Genomic DNA, 17,898 nt, shown 5'->3' with positions numbered 1-17,898 from the left:
GTGTGTTCGGCGTCGGTGCGCACCGACGCCGATCCGAGTGCCGACGCCTGGGGGGTGCCGGCAGCTGACTTCCAGAACGTCATCGTACGAACCGGGGATTCCCGAGCCGGGCATCCGGTGGGTCAGGTCACGTAGAGGGTCATCGCACCGGTGACCGTTGATTCACCCTACCCGCGTCGAATACCGCGTGTCCGAGCCGGACCCGGGCACACCACACTCCGGGCCGCTCACCCATGCCCAGCGGGCCCCGGTGGAGTCGGTGAACCGGATGACCACCGCCTGCTCGCCCCGGAACTGGGCGAAGTCGACCACCTCGACCACCAGCGGGGCGGCGCCGTGCTCCGTCGCCACGTCGGCCAGGCAGGCGGTCAGCGCCCCCTGGTCGGTGAGGCGGGCCAACTGGTCCAGGCCGTCCGGCGCGGGCCGTCGGCCCCCTTCGGCGTCCACCCCGGGCTGGTCGGCGGGGGCGTCCCCGGGGGCACCGGAGGGGATGCGGGTGGGGACACCGGTGGCCTGGTACGGCGCGGGCCGTCCCGCGTCCCCGAGGGTCTGCGGGTCGTAGTCCGTACCGCTGCGCACCACCGGTCCGGTGGTGCGGACCGCGCCTGCCGCCGCGGTGTCCTCGGGCGCGCTGGCCGGGTGGTTCAGCGCGCTGGTGGGGGTGTCCGAAGCGTCCATCGACAGCTGGTTGAGGCCCAACGCGACCCCGACGACGGCGACCGCGGCGACGGCCACCGGTGCCCCACGGCGCGCCCAGCGGCGCCGGCGGCGGCCCGGGCCGGTCGTGGCGGTGCGATCCTGCTCGGCGGGCCGTCGGCCGGCTCCGCCCTGGGCCGGTACGACGCCCGGGGCGGTGGCGGTGGCGTCAGCGGCGGCGGCCAGCGCCGCGACGAGGCGGTCGGCGACCTCCGGCGGCATCTCCGGGGACGGCTCGGCCCAGCCGGCCAGGTCGGCGTGGACCTGCGTCAGCGCGGATTCCAGCCGTGCGTGCGCCTCGGCCCACGCCGGATCCGAGTCCACCAATCGGGCGATCTCCGCCTGCTGCGGCGTGCCGTCCAGCGCCCCGCCGAGGTAGTCAGCGAGCAGGTCGTCGTCGACCTCCCTGAACCCCTCGGTCGTCACGTGTCCTCCTGATTGGCGTCCCGCCGGTAACGGCCCGGCCCCGATCCGACGCCCTCCACCGGGCGGGGGTTCCCCCGCGTGACGTCGGGCACGTCGGCGACCGGGTCCGACGGCTGTGGTCGGTCGGGGCGGAGGTGCCCGAGCGCCACCGCGAGTCGCGCTCTGCCCCGGGCGCAGCGGCTCTTCACCGTGCCCTCGGCGACACCGAGGATGCGAGCCACCTCGGCGACCGGGTAGCCCTGCACGTCCACCAGCACCAGGGCGGCGCGCTGTTCGACGGGCAGGGTGGCGAGTGCCTGCCGGACCACGAGCGCCGTGTCGTGGTCCTGCACCGGAGCGGCCGGCTCCACGCCCCGGGTGCCGGAGCCGTCCCCGGCCGGGTCGCCGTCCGGCAGCGGCACCGTGGGATGCGCCCGGCGGCGGCGTACGCGGTCCAGGCAGGCGTTCACCACGATCCGGTGCAGCCAGGTGGTGACCGCCGAGTCGCCGCGGAAACGGCCAGCAGCCCGGTGCGCGGACAGCAGCGCGTCCTGGAGCGCGTCCGCCGCCTCCTCGCGGTCACCGAGCGTCCGCAGAGCCACCGCCCACAACCGGTCGCGGTGCCGGCGGAACAACTCGGCGAAGGCGTCCCGGTCCCCGGCGACGTGGGCGCGCAGCAGCTCCAGGTCCGTCGCCGCGTCGCGCCCGTCCATCACCGCGTCCGGCGGATGCGGTGCCCGGATCGTGGTGCCCGGCTCACGACCCCTGGACCGTAATCTCCTGCACCCCGAGCTTGTACCCGCCCTCGGACGGAGGCAGCTCGGTGATCCAGAACAGCAGGTACTGGTATTTCGTGTCGGCATCGAAGCCGTTGAACGTCATGGTCGTGCCGTCGTGATCCTCGAACGGCTGGCCGATCGGCGTCTTGTAGCTCGCGACCAGCTGCTTGTCACCGCTGGAGCTGGACGGATGGGTGGTCTTACCGGCGAGGAGCTGGGCTGACGCCCCGGTGGCCGACAGCACCGCCTGGACCGACTTGACTGTGTGCGGCTCGCCGAGGTCGATCCAGACCCCCATGCCCTTCTTCAGGTTGCCGAAGTTGGGCCGGTCGCGGTACGTCTCGGTCTCCCAGCCCTTGTCCTCGTCACCGTCGATGACCTTGTCGGCGCCGTCGACCTCGCTGCGGTTCGAGCTGTCCGGGTCGATGATCCGGACGCTCTTCACGGTCAGCTTGCGTGCCGCAGCGGCAGCGGGGGTGGCGTCACCGGCAGGGGCACTGGAGGTGGGTGCGGCGACCGGGTTGGTCTGCTGGTCCTTGTCGCCGTCGCCGCCGAGCGCGCTGATCCCGATGAGCAGGCCGACCAGGGCGACCGCCAACAGGCCGGCGATGCCGATGGCGACCTTGCGACCACCGGCGGCCGCCAGCGGGGACGGCTCCTCCTCGGTGTCGGCCGCGAACCGCAGCGGGCCGCTGTTGTCGAGGTAGTGCTCCTCCTCGGCCGGCACGTCCAGTCGCGCCAGCTCGGCGGCGAGTACGTCCGACGAGGGCGGGGCGATCTCGGCGTCGAGCAGGTCCATGGTCAGGTCGTCCAGGTACGCCGGAACACCGGCCCGGACCTGGCGGGGAGCCGCGATGGCGCCGGTGGCGTCCCGGACACCGTCCGGAATGGCGGCGCGACCGTGGCCGGCGGTGGCGCCGTGCAGTGGCGCCTCGGTGTGCGGCCAGTGGCCGGTCAGAGCGAAGTAGAGGATGCCGCCGACCGCCCGGATGTCGTTCTCCTGGCTGTCGGCGCCGTCGGTGCGCGCGTCGGCCAGCACCACGCGGCCCTCGTCACTGATCATGACGGTGCCGGGGTGGACGTTGCCGTGCACCATGCCGGTGGCGTGCACCGCGGCGAGCGCACTCGCTACGGCGTTGCCGATCGCGGTGGCACGGGCCGGGTCGAGAGGGCCCTCGCTCGCCAGGTCGCGCAGTGACTGCCCGTCGACCCACTCACGGACGACGTACGCCCGCTCGGCCTCGTCGATCGCGTCGTAGACGCCGACCAGGTTGGGGTGGATGACACGGCTGGCCGCGACGGCGGCCTGGAGCATCTCGGTGGCGGAGTCGCCACCCGGGTAGCGCAGCACCACCGCGACGGGACGGCGCAGGATGACGTCGACCCCGCGCCAGACCAGCCGACCCGCGCTGTCGTTGTTGATGTGCTCGACCAGCTCGTACCGCTCGGCGAGGATTTCACCGGCCGTGGGAGCACCGAAGGTCATGACCGGCGGAGCGCTCTCGTCCGCCTCCTGACCCTCGCCGACCTGGGTCACCCGTCCTCCCTCGGTGATCGTGTCGATCGATGGACCCGAACTGCTGGGCATGTGGCTTCCCGCTCTGCCGTCGAAGGAACCGGCCGACCGGTGTCGACGCCCAGCGTCGGCGCCTGCCGTACCCGTCGAGAAGGACCTTACCCGGGTTGCCCGTCTCCTCGACATGTCATCTTCCCGCCGTACCCGGCGGGGTGCCGTGAGTCGGTGCAGTCGCCCGGTTACGACCGTTCTCAGCCACGTTGCTGGCACATGTACTAGCCAATCTACGGCTTCACCGCAAGTGACCGACGTCGGGGCCGACCCTGGTGTGGCACCCTCGCCAACCGGCATGTTCCCGCCGATCGGGCGGCCACGCTCATCCGTACGGCTGGTTATCCACAGGCCGATCCGGTGGCTGACCGGCGAATCGCGGAGTTATCCACAGGTGCATCCCCAGCCTGGTGATCCGTGGTCACGTTACGTGCCGTTGCGACTCTTCGTGTCCGGACCCGTGCGCTCAGCGGCCGAGGCGACGGCGGACCATGCCGACCACCTCGGTGATCTCGCCGATCCGCAGCACCGTCGCGAGACCGAGATAGGTCCCGCCGATCACCGCGCCGCCGATCACGAGCTGGACCACGGCCTGCATCCAGCTCGGCGTGTCGCCGCCGGGCAGCAGACTCACCACGAGCAGGCCGACCAGGGCCGAGCCCAACGCGGCGACCGCCACCCGACCGAGGGTGCGCAGGATGGCGCCCATCCCGATCCGACCGACGCGGGGCCGCAGCAGCCAGGCGGAGGCGAACGCCGCGGCCAGATAGGACACGGCGTTGCCGATCATCATCCCGGCCGCCGCGAAGTGCGCGGCGAAGGCGACGTAGAGCACCACCTGTACGCCGATCCGCAGCGCCACCACCGGAATGTTGATCAGCGCCGGGGTGCGGGTGTCCGGCAGGGCGTAGAAGGCGAACGTGAAGAGCTGGCTGATGGCGAACGGCACGAGCGCCAGCGCCGCCAGCAGCAGCACCAGTGACGTGTCGGCGGCGTTCTCGTCGGTGAACGCGCCGTAGCGGAACAGCGTCACCGCCAGCGGGGTCGCCAGTACCGCGTAGCAGACCGCGATCGGGGCGAGCACCGCCGAGACCGTACGGGTGCCCCGGGACAGGTCGGCGGCGACGTCCGCGTACCGGCCGTCGGCCGCCGCGGCGCTCATCCGGGGCATCAGCGCCGTGATGATCGAGACGGCGATGATGCCGTGCGCCATCATCAGCAGCAGGAACACGTTGTTGTAGATCAGCGGGCCGGCGGCGTTCTCCTTGCCGGCCCTGTTCAGCAGGTTGAACAGCACGATCAGCCCGACCTGGCTGACCGCCACGTAGCAGAACATCCAGCCGCCGAGGCGGCCCAGCTCGCGCAGTCCGAGGGTGCGGAAGTCGAACCGGAGCTTCCAACGGAACCCGACCTTGCGCAGCGCCGGCAGCAACCCGGCGGCCTGGATGGCGACACCGAGCAGGGTGCCGCCGCCGATCAGCAGGATCCGACCGGTGGTCATCTCGTCCGGCCGGACGATCTTCGCGCCGAAGATCGCGATGTACAGGCCGGCGGTCGCGATCACCACGATGTTGTTGAGGATCGGCGCCCACATCGGGGCCGCGAAGTGCCCACGCGTGTTGAGTACCGCGCTGATCAACGCGCTGAGGCCGGTGAAGAAGATCATCGGCAGCATCAGGTAGGACAGTGCCGTGACCAGCCCCTGGAAGCCCGCCGCGCTGTTGTCGCCCGCGTAGAGCTTGGTCAGCACCGAGGCGAAGGCCACCGCGAGCAGCGCGGCGCCGGCGAGGGTCAGCACCGCGAGGGTCAGGAGCCGCTGGGCGTACGCCTGACCGCCGTCGGAGTCGACCTTGCGGCGGCGCACCAGCACCGGGATCAGGACGCTGGTGAGGATGCCGCCGAGCAGGAACTCGTACACCATCCCCGGCAGGATCTGCGCCGTCGTGTACGCGTCTCCGACAAGCGCGCCACCGAGCGCGGCGGTCAACGCCAACGTGCGCAGGAAGCCCGTACCCCGGCTGACCAGGCTGCCGATCGCCATGACCGCGCTGTTCGCCGCGGCGCTCGCCTCGCCCACCTGCTCCTGCGGCGGCGCCGTCGACTCCATGGCCGGCTGGTTCAGCGGCTCGGCGGAGATGAACGTGGCGCCGTCCCCGGGCCGGATGCCGGCTCCCGCACCGCCGTCCTGCGCGGCGTTCGCGCTGCGGTAGAGCCCGCCGCTCATCTCCAGCCTCCCAGGGGGTACGTCGAGTCGGACACCGACCCGCACGTCACAGACCATAGTCAACCCGTACGCGTTACCCGCGCCCGGCGGATCCGATCACACCTCGGCCCGATAGGCTGGCGATCCCATGTCCGAAGTCTCCGCTACCCCTGCCGCCGACCGCCGCGAACTCACCGCCGCGCAGCGCAACGCCGTCGCCGAACTGCTCCGGGTCTCCCCGGTCGCCGACGAGTTGGGCCGCCGGTTCGTGCGCGCCGGTCACGAGTTGCACCTGGTGGGCGGTTCGGTCCGGGACGCGCTGCTCGGCCGGCTCGGCGACGACCTGGACTTCTGCACCGACGCGCACCCCGACGAGACGCTGCGGATCCTCAAGGGCTGGGCCGAGTCGATCTGGGAGACGGGCCGGGAGTTCGGCACGATCGGCGCCCAGCGCGCCGGGCTCCGACTGGAGATCACCACCTTCCGGGCCGAGTCGTACGACCAGGTCAGCCGCAACCCGGTGGTGGTGTACGGCACCAGCCTCGACGAGGACCTGAAGCGGCGCGACTTCACCATCAACGCGATGGCGGTGAGCCTGCCCGAGCACCGGTTCACCGATCCGCACGGCGGGTTGGACGACCTCTCGGCCAAGGTGATCCGTACCCCCAGCACCCCCCGCGAGTCGTTCGGCGACGACCCGCTGCGGATGCTGCGGGCGGCCCGGTTCGCCGCCCAACTGGGCTTCGCCGTCCACCCGGACGCGCACCGGGCGATGGCCGACATGTCCGCCGACCTGGACCGGATCACCGCCGAGCGGATCCGCGACGAGTTCACCAAGCTGCTCTGCGGCGCGGATCCGATCACCGGGCTGCGGCTGCTCGTCGACACGGGACTGGCCGAGCGGTTCCTGCCGGAGCTGACCGGGCTGAAGCTGGAGATCGACGAGCACGCCCAGCACAAGGACGTCTACGAGCACACGCTGACGGTCGTCGAGAACGCGGTCTCCTTCGAGGAGGAGGGCTGCGACTTCGTCCTGCGGATGGCCGCCCTCATGCACGACGTGGGCAAGCCGGCGACCAAGGCGGTCGGGTCCGACGGCCGGGTCAGCTTCCACCACCACGAGGTGGTGGGCGCCCGGCTGACCAAGGCCCGGATGAAGGCGATGCGCTACCCCAAGGAGATCACCGCGAAGGTGACCGCGCTTGTCGCGCTGCACCTCCGCTTCTACGGGTACGGGCGGGGCGAGTGGACCGACTCGGCGGTGCGCCGCTACGTCGCCGACGCGGGTGATCTGCTGCCCCGGCTGCACAAGCTGACCCGCTCGGACTGCACCACCCGCAACCGTCGCAAGGCGGCCCAGCTCGCCGGCGACTACGACGCGTTGGAGGACCGGATCGCCCGGATCGCCGCCGAGGAGGACCTGGCACGGGTCCGTCCCGACCTCGACGGCAACGCGATCATGGAACTGCTCGGCGTACCGCCGGGGCCGGTCGTGGGTCGGGCCTGGAAGCACCTCAAGGAACAGCGCCTGGAACACGGCCCGCTGGACCGCGACGCCGCCGAGGCCGAACTCCTGCGCTGGGCCCGCGCCGAAGGCCTGATCACCTAGCCCTCTCGCCTCGCGCGATCTTGCAGTTTCTGCTGTGACACAAGGGGCAAGGCTGCCCGTATCGACAACCGAAACTGCAAGATCGACGCGGTGGGGCGGGGTCAGCGGGTTTCGACGGCCTTTCCGTCAACGGACGCGGCGCCATTGCCGGCCGGAGCGGACGCCGAGCCGAGCCGTGCCAGGAGGCCGGGCAGGTCGATCCCGGTCAGGTCGCTGCCGAGCTGGAGGCCCTGGGCCACGTTGCCGGCCACGGACTTCGTCAGGGACGACGCGCCGTCGGTGGAGATCACTGTCATCTTGTCGATCGCGCCGATCGGGGCGCTTGCCGCTTCGACGACCTGCGGCAGCACCTTGACCAGCAGATCGAGGACTGCCGCCTCCCCGTACGCGGCGAACGCCTCGGCCTTGCGCGCCATCGCGTCGGCCTCGGCCTCACCCCTGGCGAGGATGGCCGCAGCCTCGGCCTGACCTTCCCGCTCCACGGCCTCGGCGATGGCGGAGCGCCGCCGCTGCTCGGCCTCGCCCTCCTTGGCGCCCTCGATGGCGTTCGCCTCGGCGAGCGCCGCTCGTCGGGCCCGCTCACCCTCACCGGTGAGGCGTGCCTGCTCGGCGGAGGCCTGCGCGGCGGCGATGACGGACTGCCGCTGCGCGTCGGCGTGCAGAACCGCCGCGTTGCGGGACGCCTCGGCCTCCTGCTCGACCTTGTACCGGGCCGCGTCGGCCGGCTTGCGGACCTCGGTGTCGAGTTGGCGCTGCTTGAGTTCGGCGTTGCGCTCGGCGACCTTCTGCTGCTCGGAGAGGATCGCCTGGTCCCGCTCCGCCTGGGCGAGCGGCCCGGCCGCGGCGGACTTCGCCTTCGCCGCGTCGATCTCGGCCTGGATGCCGGCCTGCTTGAGGGCCAGGTTCCGGTTCGCTTCGGCGATGGCCTCCTCGGCGAGCAGTCGCTCCTGTTCGGCCTGCTGCCGGGCCCGCGCCTCGGCGATGGCTGCGTCCTTGAGCACGCGGGCCGCCTCGGGCCGGCCCAGGTCCTGGAGGTAGGAGCCCTCGGCGAGGATGTCCTGGAGCTGGAAGGTGTCCAGCACCAGGCCCTGGTTGGTCATCGAGTGTTCGGCCTCCTCGGCGACCGCGCTGGCGAACGCCGCCCGGTCCCGGATGACCTCCTCGACGGTGAGCCGGCCGACGATCGAGCGCAGCGCACCGGCCAGCACCTCACGGGTGAAGTTGTCGATCTCGTCCTGCTGGTGCAGGAACCGCTGGGCGGCGGCACGGATCGCGTCCTCGGTGCCACCGACCTTGACGATGGCCACGCCGTGCAGGTCGGCGCGGATGCCCTGCTTGCTCACCGCACCCCGGATGCCGACGTCGATCCGACGGCTGGACAGGTCGAGCGACTGGAGCTTCTGCACCACCGGCAGGACGAACACCGAGGCGCCCAGCACGACCTTCTGCCCGGAGTTGTCGGTCGACCGGGCGCCGTCGGCGGTCTGGGTGGTGCGGCCCTTGCGACCGGTGACGATGAACGCCTCGTTCGGCCCGGCCACCTTGATCCGGGAGAGCACGAACAACACCAGGATGAGTACGAGGAGGACCGCGCCGCCGATGGCGATCAGCAGGGGCATGGATGAAGTCCCGTCTGTAGAGGTGGAGTCAGTAGGTCTCGACGTGCACGCTGGTCTCGCTGAGCGCCTGCACGACGAAGATCTGGGCGCCGATCGGGATCGGCTGGTCGGCGCGGGCGTTGAGCTTGACCGGTTGGCCGGCGACCCGTACCCGGACCTCGCCGTAGCCGTTGACCGGCACCGGCGTGACGACCAGGCCGAGCGCACCGACCAGGTCGTCGCGGGTGGGGGTGGGGTCGGTGCGCATGTTCCGGGCCGCCCGGCTGAACCGTGAGGCCAGCCAGCCGGTGGGGACGGCCGCGAGCAGGCCGCCGGCCGCCGCACCCGCGATCATGCCCGGTGTACGGGCACCGAGCAGTTCGTTGACGATGGCACCGCCGAACCCGAACGCCCCGGCGAAGCCGGCGACCGTCTCGACCGAGATCGGCCCGTCCACGTCGACATGTCCTAAGTGGAGCAACTCGGTGCCGAGCAGCGCGAGTGCCAGCACCACGACGCCCGCGCCGCCGATGATCAGAAAGATGAGCGTCCCCGTGGCCACGACCTGCAAGGTATCGACAGTCCGCAAGGTTTCGCGCCGGTCCATCGGACGACAGGAACACGACGACACGGGTGCGTACCGACCGAAAAGCCGAGGCGCCGACGGACGGCGATCGTCCATCATGACGGGACGCCCGGCGGCTGTGGCGTGCATCGATGCGCCAGTCGGATCGGCCGGGGCGGTCGACCGTCCGCAGGGGGCGGTCACCGAAGACACGGGGAGATCAATCTGTGATAGATCGTGGCGTCATTCGCCGCTCGGCGGTGGCAGGCATCGCCATCGCCTCCGCAACCCTCATGGTCAGTGCCGGCACCGGTGGCGCCGCGCTGGCACAGCCCTCCGCTCCGTCGCCGGGGGACCGCGTACCCGAGGTCGTGAGTTCGCACTCCAAGGCCCCCACGACCAAGCCCAGTGCCGTGGTGCCGGACAGCTACATCGTCGTCCTGAAGGACGGGAAGGCCACTCCGAGTCAGCGCAAGGCCGCCGCCTCGGCGTTGGCCAAGGGGAACGGCGGCACCGTCAGCCGGGTCTTCGAGAAGGCGCTCAACGGCTACTCCGCCACCATGACCCGCCAGGAGGCGGACCGGTTGGCCGCCAACTCGGACGTCGCCTACGTGGAGCCGGTACGGACGGTGACGACTAGCGGGACGCAGGCCTCGCCTCCCTCCTGGGGCCTTGACCGCGTCGACCAGGCCTCCCCGAAGTTGGACGGCTCGTACTCCTACCCGAACACCGGCGCCGGCGTCACCGCGTTCGTGATCGACACCGGTATCGACGTCGCCCACGAGGACTTCGGTGGCCGGGCGGTCTCCGGGTACGACTTCGTCGACAAGGACGACGTGGCCCAGGACTGCAACGGGCACGGCACCCACGTGGCGGGCACCATCGGCGGCACCCGGTTCGGGGTGGCCAAGGACGTCAAGCTCGTCGGCCTCCGGGTCTTCCCGTGCGAAGGCCCAGCCACCACCGACAACGTCATCGCCGCGATCGACTGGGCCACCACGCACAAGACCGGGCCCTCCGTGGTCAACATGAGCCTCGGAGTACCCGAGAGAAGCGACTCGATGGCGGTGACCAATGCGGTCAACAACTCCGTCGCGAGTGGTCTGACGTACACCATCGCCGCTGGCAACGAGTACGACGACGCCTGCTACTACCCTCCGGCGAACGCGTCAGCCGCGATCACCGTGGGCGCCACCGACATGGTCGACTACCGGGCCTGGTGGACCAACTACGGCAGCTGCATCGACATCTACGCGCCGGGCATGAGCATCGTCTCCGCCGCGGCCGGCACCGGCAACGGCTCGGTGTCCTTCAACGGCACGTCGATGGCGAGCCCGCACGTGGCGGGTGCTGCCGCGCTGCTGCTGGAGGCCAACCCGACCTGGAGCCCGGCGCAGGTCCGGGACACCATCGTCACCAAGGGCATCGCCGGTGCGGTGCACAACCCGTGGGACGGCACGGACCGGCTGTTGAACGTGGCGGCCGCGGTGTCTCCGGCACGTGACGCACACGGGCTGCGCGCCCGCTCGAACGGCAAGTTCGTCTCGGCCGACGGGGCCGGCAGCAAGCCGCTCGTCAACAACGGTCCGGCGTTCGGCGCCTGGGAGCGGTTCGACATCGTCGACGCCGGCAGCGGTCTGGTCGCGTTGCGGGCGAAGGTCAACGGGAAGTTCGTCTCGGCCGACGGCGCGGGCAGCAAGCCCTTGATCGCCAACGGTCCGGCGGTCAGCACCTGGGAGAAGTTCCAGCTGGTCAACAACCCGGACGGAACGGTGAGCCTCAAGGCGCTCGTCAACAACAAGTTCGTGAGCGCGCCGAACACCGGTGGCACGCTGATCGCCAATGCGCCCACGGCGAGCACCTGGGAGAAGTTCTTCGTCGAGGCACCGAACCCGATCGTCAGCATCAGGTCGGCCGCCAGCGGCATGTACGTCTCCGCCGAGGGTGCGGGCAGCAAGCCGCTGATCCCGGTGGCCGCCACGGTCAGTACGTGGGAGAAGTTCGAGATGGTCGACGTCGGCTTCGGTTTCTTCGCACTGCGGTCGCTGGCCAACGGCAAGTACGTCAGCGCCGAAGGTGCGGGCAGCAAGCCGCTGGTCGCCTCGGGCCCGACCGTGGGCGACTGGGAGCTGTTCGACCTGCCCTGGTACCGGGGTGACGGATCGATCTGGTTGCGGGCGGACATCGACCAGCAGGCCGTCAGCGCGGGCAGCGCCGGCACCAGCCAGCTCATCCCGAACAAGAACCTCGACGGCGACCTTGACGACTTCGGTCTCTCGGCCGGCGAGCGGTTCTTCATCAACCCGGCCTGACCGGCCTCGTACCAGTTCGCACACCGGTGCCCGTCGGCGTCGCCCCTCACCGGGCGGCTCCGGCGGGCACCGCCCGTTCGAGCAGGTCACAAGCGCCGGACCGGAGGCTCTCCGGCCGGCGACACGTCGGGGACAATGGGTTGATGCGTTGGACCGTGCTCGACTCGCCGATCGGTCAGTTCTCCGTGGCCAGCGACGGCGAGACCGTCTGCGGCGCGCACTTCGGTCGGGTCGAGTCGGCCGTCGACGAAGCCGTCGACACGTTGTCCCGGCAGGCCGTCGACGAGCTGCGGGCGTACTTCGCCGGCGAGCTGACCGCGTTCACGGTTCCGGTGTCGGTTCCGCGCGGCTCGGATTTCGAGCGGGCCGTCTGGCGGGAAATGACCCTCATTCCGTACGGCGAGACGCTGACCTACGGCGAGGTGGCACGCCGGCTCGGCGATCCCGGTGCGGCGCGGGCGGTGGGTGTGGCCTGCAACCGCAACCCGGTTCCGGTGATCGTCCCCTGCCACCGGATCGTCGGGGCGGGCGGCAAACTGGTCGGCTTCGGCGGTGGGCTGCCCCGCAAGGTGCACCTGCTGGAGTTGGAGACCCGGGTGGCCCTCCGCACCGCCTGGTACGGGAGTTGACATGGCTGAGGGCCGGGTCCGAAAGGACCCGGCCCTCAGCCGCGTTCGGTGTTCAGCGGGTCAGCGCTCGACCTCACCGGCGATGAACTCCTCCACGGCCTGGTGGGCGTCGTGGTCGGCGTACTGCACCGGCGGGGACTTCATGAAGTACGACGAGGCCGACAGGATCGGTCCGCCGATCTTCCGGTCCAGCGCGATCTTCGCGGCCCGGACCGCGTCGATGATGACGCCGGCCGAGTTCGGCGAGTCCCACACCTCGAGCTTGAGCTCGGCGTTGAGCGGGGTGTCACCGAACGAGCGGCCCTCGAGGCGGATGTACGCCCACTTGCGGTCGTCCAGCCACGGCACGTGGTCCGACGGGCCGATGTGCACGTCGCTCTTGCTCATTTCGTGCGGGATCTGCGAGGTGACCGACTGGGTCTTCGAGATCTTCTTCGAGACGAGCCGCTTGCGCTCGAGCATGTTCATGAAGTCCATGTTGCCGCCGAAGTTGAGCTGGTACGTGCGCAGCAGCTCGACGCCGCGGTCCTCGAAGAGCTTCGCGAGGGCGCGGTGCACGATGGTGGCGCCGACCTGGCTCTTGATGTCGTCACCGACGATCGGCAGGCCGGCGTCGGTGAACTTCTGCGCCCACTCGGGGTCGGAGGCGATGAAGACCGGCAGGGCGTTGACGAACGCGCAGCCGGCGTCGATCGCGGCCTGGGCGTAGAACTTGGCGGCCTGCTCGGAGCCGACCGGGAGGTAGCAGACGACGACGTCGACCTGCGCGTCACGCAGCGCCTGCGCCACGTCGACGGGGGTGGCGTCGGACTCCTCGACGATCTCGCGGTAGTACTGGCCCAGACCGTCGAAGGTCGGACCGCGCTGCACGGACACGCCGGTCGGCGGCACGTCGCAGAGCTTGATGGTGTTGTTCTCGCTGGCGACGATCGCCTCCGCGAGGTCCATGCCCACCTTCTTGGCGTCCACGTCGAATGCCGCGACGAACTCCACGGCGTTGACGTGGTAGTCGCCGAAGGCGACGTGCATGAGACCCGGGACGCGGTCGTTCGGGTTGGCGTTCCGGTAGTACTCGACGCCCTGAACCAGGGACGAGGCGCAGTTACCCACACCGACGATGGCGACGCGGACGGAGCCCATAGCGTCTGCCTCCTTCTTTTCTGTCACGGCCGCTCTTTCCTGGTCTCTCCAGGCGGAGGCGGGCTGTTGTCTTCTCGTCGGCCACCGGCCGTCCCCACCTGGGGGACCGTCGGGGCTCGGCCGGAGCGCTCGTTGGCGATGAGCTCCTCCAGCCAGCGGACCTCACGCTCACAGGCGTCAAGGCCGTGGCGCTGCAGTTCCAAGGTGTAAGCGTCGAGGCGCTCGGCCGCCCGGCCCAGCACGTCGCGAAGCCCTTCGCGACGCTCCTCGATCTTGCGGCGGCGACCCTCCAGGATGCGCAGTCGGGTCGCCTGGTCGGTCCGGGCGAAGAACGCGAAGTGCACCCCGAAGCCCGTGTCGTCGTACGTCTCGGGCCCGGCCTGTGCGATCAGCTGGGCGAAGCGTTCCTTGCCCTCCGCGGTGATTTTGTAGACCACCCGACCTCGTCGGCTGGTCAGCGCGGGAACCTCCTCGGCGGTGGCGGGTGTCTCGGCGGCTTCGGTGATCCAACCCGCCGCCTGCAACCTGCGCAGGGTCGGGTAGAGCGAGCCGTAGCTGATCGCCGCCCGGATCGCGCCGAGTTTGGCGGTCAGCTCCTTGCGCAGCTCATAGCCGTGCATCGGAGACTCCTGAAGGAGGCCGAGGATGGCGAATTCGAGCACTGGCCACCCTCTCTGTACCCTCTTGGCAGGAGCGTCAACCGCCGCGATGTATCGGACCGATACATCGCACGTTAGCGGGTCGCGGGGGTCAGAGCAAACCCCCGCTCCGAGATGTTGCCGTCACGGATCGTGACCGTGGTCGCCTGCCTGGGCCGGACCGCGTACCCTTCTCCGCATGCGTACGCAGCGCCAGGTCGTCGACTACTCGCTTCAGAAGCGAGCAGTGCTGCGTGAACTCCTGGCCGGCCGGGTCGGCACGTACGACGTCTGCGACGCGTCCCCGTACCTGAAGAACGCGGCCCGGTTCCACGGCGAGCCGACCGAGCGGCGCTGCCCCATCTGTCGCAGCGAGAATCTGACGCTGGTCCACTACATTTACGGTGACGAACTCAAGCAGTCCGCCGGCCAGGCCCGGACACTTGCCGAGCTGCCCGTGCTGGCGATGACGCTGCGTGAGTTTCAGGTCTTCGTGGTGGAGGTGTGCCTCGGCTGTGACTGGAACCATCTCGTCGAGCAGTACCTGCTCGGCCGTGATGGTCTCACTGGCGACGGCGACGGTGCTGGCGAGCAGGACGTGGCGGGCGCCGAGGGCACGGGTCGGCGGAGGCGAGAGGCGCAACGGTGATCACAGTTGGTTCGACCGGCCCCGGGGCCGCTGACATGACCCGGGACGGCGGACCGCTCGTTGGTCTGAATAGCCCGATTGATACAGCAATGACCCTGGTGGACCGGCACCCCCGTGCCGGCGTTCCGGGTGAAGCAACTCACGGCAACCCGGTGGCGGCGCAGTCGCGCCCCACCGCGACCGGCAGGGTGTGAGGAATGAACTCGTACGGCGATCCCAGTTCTGCGCGCGGACGGGCCCAGTACCCGGGCTCCGACGGTGACCCCGGGCCGGGCGCGAACGACGCGTACCGCCGACCGGGCGGTGACTCCGGCGGAAACGGCTGGTCGGCCTCCGACGGCGCGGCGCCTCCGGGCCGTGCCTCGGTGACACCGCGGGCCGCTGGCGGCCGCGCGTCGGTGGGCGGCTCCGCCTCGGTGCCGCCGCGCGGCGGTGCGGCCGGATCGGCCTCGGTGGGATCGGCAGCCGCAGGGTCGGCCACGCCGGGCCGCAGCGGCCGGGCCTCGGTGCCGGTGTCGCCGGCACCGGGTGTGGCCGCGGGTCGTGCCGGAGCGGGCCGGGCCTCGGTGCCGGTGTCCCCGGCACCCGGCGCGCCAGCGGGCCGAGCCACGGTCGGCGCTGCCGCCGTCGGTGCCGCCTCAGCCGGTCGGGCCAGTGTGGGCTCCGCGTCGGTGGGCGGGCGTGCCGCGGTCGCCAGGGCGAGTGTCTCCCCGGTCTCCGGCGGCGGCCCGGGTGGGCCCGGCGGCCCGAACGGTCCGGGGCGCGGCGGTCGCGGTGGTCGCGGCGCCGGTGACCCGGCCGGAGCGGCCCGCGCCAAGAAGCGTAAACGGATGAACCTGCTGATCGCCGGTTTCGCCGTCTTCATCATGCTCGCCGGCATCGGCGTGGTCGGGTTCACCTACTACTCGACGAACGTGGTCATGCCCAACGAGCTGCCGCTGCCGCTGTCCACCACCGTGTACGCGAAGGACGGCAAGACCCCGCTGGCGCGGTTGGGCAGCGAGAACCGCACCTTCGTCACCATCAACCAGATCCCGCAGCACGTGCAGGACGCGGTGGCGGCGGCCGAGGACCGGAACTTCTACCGGCACTCCGGCGTCGACTACAAGGGCATCGTCCGCGCCGCGTGGAACAACGTCACCAACGGTGACAAGCAGGGCGCCTCGACGATCACCCAGCAGTACGCCCGCAACGCGTTCGAGAACCTCAAGGACGACACGTACGGCCGGAAGGTCAAGGAGGCGATCCTCGCCTCCAAGCTGAACGACACGTACAGCAAGCCAGAGATCATGCAGCACTACCTGAACGTGATCTACTTCGGGCGCGGCGCGTACGGCATCGAGGCGGCGGCGCAGACCTACTTCGCCAAGCCGGCGATCAAGCTCACCCCCGCCGAGGGCGCGGTCCTGGCCGCGTTGATCAAGCAGCCGCAGGCGACCAACACCCACAAGGGGTACGACCCGGCGGTCAACCCGACCGACGCGAAGACCCGGTGGGACTACGTGATCGACGGCATGAAGAAGGAGGGTTGGTTGGATTCCCCCAACCACCCGCCGGCGCCCACCGAGTACCCCAAGGTCCAGCCGCCGAAGAAGGACGGCAACGGCTTCGGCGTCGACAGCCCGCGAGGCAACGTCATCAACTACGTCCGCCAGGAGATGGACCAGATGGGTCTGTGCTCCGACAGCGGCGCGGAGGGCAAGGTCAGTTGCGTCGACGCCCTGCGGGACGGCGGCTACCGGATCACCACCACCATCGACTCGAAGCTCCAGGCGGCCGCCGAGAACACCGCGATGCAGTCGAAGAAGGGCTCCGAGCTCAACGACCAGCCGAAGAACCTGATGGCGGCGGTGGTCTCGATCGACCCCAAGAAGGGTCGCGTGCTCGCCTACTACGGCGGTGACAGCGGCGCCGACTTCGACTACGCCGGCAAGAACACCGACAAGAACGGCGACCTCACCGGCGGTCACCAGCCGGGCTCGTCGATGAAGGTGTACACCCTGGCCGCCGCCATCGAGGCGGGCATCTCGGTGAAGTCGCATTGGGATCCCACGCCGTACAAGCCCGAGGGCTCCAAGGTCGCGATCGGTAACGCCGGCCGTACCAACCTCAAGTGCGGCAAGTACTGCACCCTCGAAGAGTCGACGGTCCAGTCGTACAACGTGCCCTTCTACTGGGTCACCAAGGAGATCGGCGCCGAGAAGGTGGTCGACATGGCCCGCAAGGCCGGCGTGACCACCATGTGGGGCGTCGACCCGCCGAAGGCCTTCGACCTGTCGAAGAAGGGGCCGAACCCGTTCGACAACTACACCGGTTTCGGCAAGTACCCGATCACGGTGTTCGACCACGCCAACGCCATGGCCACGTTCGCCAACGACGGCAAGTACATCAAGGCGCACTTCGTCATCAAGGTCGAGCAGCAGGACAAGGACACCGGCAAGTGGAAGGTCGTCGGCAGCGAGCGCATCAAGCCGGAGCAGCGGATCGACAAGAAGATCACCGATGAGGTCACCGGTGTCCTGAAGCAGATCCCCAAGCCCAACAACCTGACGCTCGAGGGCGGCCGTCAGGCCGCCGCCAAGACCGGCACCTGGGAGTACGACAGCAAGGACAACGCCCACGCGTGGACGGTCGGCTACACCCCGCAGATCGCCACAGCGGTCTGGGTGGGCAGCCGCGATCCGAAGAAGCCCCAGATCCGCCTCACCGGCGGTAAGCCGATCGGCGGTTCCACACTGCCCGGCCCGATCTGGGAGAAGTACATGAACACCGCCCTCAAGGGTCAGGACGAGATCTCCCTGCCCAGCGTCACCGGCGAGGGCGACACCACGAAGGGCAACGGCAAGGAGCCGGTCGTGTCGCCGACCATCCCGGGCCTGCCCGGTGGTCCGGGTGGGCCGGGCGGCGGGCAGCCCTGTGACCCGCTGACCAACCCGTTCTGCCCGCGTACCGACGGCAACAACGGCGGCAACGGTCCCGGCGGGCCTGGTGGCCCCGGCAACGGTGGAAACGGCGGGGCCGGCGGCGGACTGCTGCCCGGCCTGCCACCGAACACGCGGGACTGACAACCCGCACAACCGCAACGCCGCAGCCGGCCGGACGACAGGT

The 17,898-nt window shown here is 70.4% G+C and carries 14 protein-coding genes; 5 read left to right on the top strand and 9 right to left on the bottom strand.

Annotated features, from left to right (window positions below):
- Window positions 1–162 precede the first annotated feature (162 nt).
- The 4 genes from ABZS77_RS00835 to murJ all read right to left on the bottom strand — a co-directional run bounded on the left by ABZS77_RS00835 (window position 163) and on the right by murJ (window position 5,671).
- Window positions 163–1,122 (bottom strand): hypothetical protein, encoded by a 960-nt coding sequence (locus ABZS77_RS00835; RefSeq protein WP_354815095.1) that lies wholly within the window; start codon window positions 1,120–1,122, stop codon window positions 163–165.
- The gene (gene sigM / locus ABZS77_RS00830; protein ID WP_354815092.1) at window positions 1,119–1,814 is read right to left on the bottom strand and encodes an RNA polymerase sigma factor SigM; all 696 of its coding nucleotides are present in this window, start codon (window positions 1,812–1,814) and stop codon (window positions 1,119–1,121) included. Before sigM ends, ABZS77_RS00835 begins: the two co-directional genes overlap by 4 nt.
- Before the next feature lie 43 nt (window positions 1,815–1,857).
- A complete protein-coding gene (locus tag ABZS77_RS00825; RefSeq protein WP_354815089.1) occupies window positions 1,858–3,468 on the bottom strand; it encodes a protein kinase family protein in 1,611 nt (536 codons plus the stop codon).
- A gap of 445 nt (window positions 3,469–3,913) precedes the next feature.
- Window positions 3,914–5,671, bottom strand: coding sequence for a murein biosynthesis integral membrane protein MurJ (gene murJ / locus ABZS77_RS00820; RefSeq protein WP_354817056.1), 1,758 nt, complete (start codon window positions 5,669–5,671; stop codon window positions 3,914–3,916).
- 127 nt (window positions 5,672–5,798) lie between these two features.
- Here murJ and ABZS77_RS00815 point away from each other — a divergent pair, with 127 nt between their 5' ends.
- The gene (locus ABZS77_RS00815; RefSeq protein WP_354815086.1) at window positions 5,799–7,259 is read left to right on the top strand and encodes a CCA tRNA nucleotidyltransferase; all 1,461 of its coding nucleotides are present in this window, start codon (window positions 5,799–5,801) and stop codon (window positions 7,257–7,259) included.
- Window positions 7,260–7,360: 101 nt separating this feature from the next.
- Here ABZS77_RS00815 and ABZS77_RS00810 read toward each other — a convergent pair whose 3' ends face one another.
- Together ABZS77_RS00810 and ABZS77_RS00805 are read right to left on the bottom strand one after the other, a co-directional pair.
- A complete protein-coding gene (locus tag ABZS77_RS00810; protein WP_354815083.1) occupies window positions 7,361–8,878 on the bottom strand; it encodes an SPFH domain-containing protein in 1,518 nt (505 codons plus the stop codon).
- A gap of 28 nt (window positions 8,879–8,906) precedes the next feature.
- Entirely contained in the window at window positions 8,907–9,464 is a 558-nt protein-coding gene (locus ABZS77_RS00805) for a hypothetical protein (protein WP_354815080.1), read from the bottom strand.
- Window positions 9,465–9,649: 185 nt separating this feature from the next.
- On the opposite strand from ABZS77_RS00805, the gene ABZS77_RS00800 reads away from it, so the two are divergent.
- Window positions 9,650–11,734, top strand: a complete 2,085-nt coding sequence (locus ABZS77_RS00800) for a S8 family serine peptidase (protein ID WP_354815077.1) — start codon at window positions 9,650–9,652, stop codon at window positions 11,732–11,734.
- Between the two features lie 143 nt (window positions 11,735–11,877).
- Window positions 11,878–12,363, top strand: a complete 486-nt coding sequence (locus ABZS77_RS00795; RefSeq protein WP_354815074.1) for a methylated-DNA--[protein]-cysteine S-methyltransferase — start codon at window positions 11,878–11,880, stop codon at window positions 12,361–12,363.
- A 60-nt stretch (window positions 12,364–12,423) separates the two neighbouring features.
- Here the strand turns inward: ABZS77_RS00795 and ABZS77_RS00790 are convergent, their stop codons facing one another.
- Together ABZS77_RS00790 and ABZS77_RS00785 are read right to left on the bottom strand one after the other, a co-directional pair.
- Window positions 12,424–13,503 (bottom strand): inositol-3-phosphate synthase, encoded by a 1,080-nt coding sequence (locus ABZS77_RS00790; RefSeq protein WP_007453851.1) that lies wholly within the window; start codon window positions 13,501–13,503, stop codon window positions 12,424–12,426.
- 23 nt (window positions 13,504–13,526) lie between these two features.
- Complete coding sequence (locus ABZS77_RS00785) at window positions 13,527–14,165, bottom strand: PadR family transcriptional regulator (RefSeq protein ID WP_139588080.1); 639 nt, start codon at window positions 14,163–14,165, stop codon at window positions 13,527–13,529.
- 175 nt (window positions 14,166–14,340) lie between these two features.
- Between ABZS77_RS00785 and ABZS77_RS00780 the strand changes: the two genes are divergently transcribed.
- Window positions 14,341–14,790 carry a DUF5318 domain-containing protein gene (locus ABZS77_RS00780; protein ID WP_354815071.1) on the top strand — a complete coding sequence of 150 codons (450 nt, stop codon included), beginning with the start codon at window positions 14,341–14,343 and terminating at the stop codon, window positions 14,788–14,790.
- A 139-nt stretch (window positions 14,791–14,929) separates the two neighbouring features.
- Here ABZS77_RS00780 and ABZS77_RS00775 read toward each other — a convergent pair whose 3' ends face one another.
- Window positions 14,930–15,400, bottom strand: a complete 471-nt coding sequence (locus ABZS77_RS00775; RefSeq protein WP_354815068.1) for a hypothetical protein — start codon at window positions 15,398–15,400, stop codon at window positions 14,930–14,932.
- Between the two features lie 220 nt (window positions 15,401–15,620).
- Between ABZS77_RS00775 and ABZS77_RS00770 the strand changes: the two genes are divergently transcribed.
- Window positions 15,621–17,855, top strand: coding sequence for a transglycosylase domain-containing protein (locus ABZS77_RS00770; RefSeq protein ID WP_354815065.1), 2,235 nt, complete (start codon window positions 15,621–15,623; stop codon window positions 17,853–17,855).
- Window positions 17,856–17,898: the final 43 nt, after the last annotated feature.

Origin of the sequence: Micromonospora sp. NPDC005298 (assembly GCF_040607375.1) — a bacterium.
In the GTDB taxonomy this organism is placed as follows: domain Bacteria; phylum Actinomycetota; class Actinomycetes; order Mycobacteriales; family Micromonosporaceae; genus Micromonospora.
This window is presented reverse-complemented; position numbering and strand designations above follow the sequence as displayed.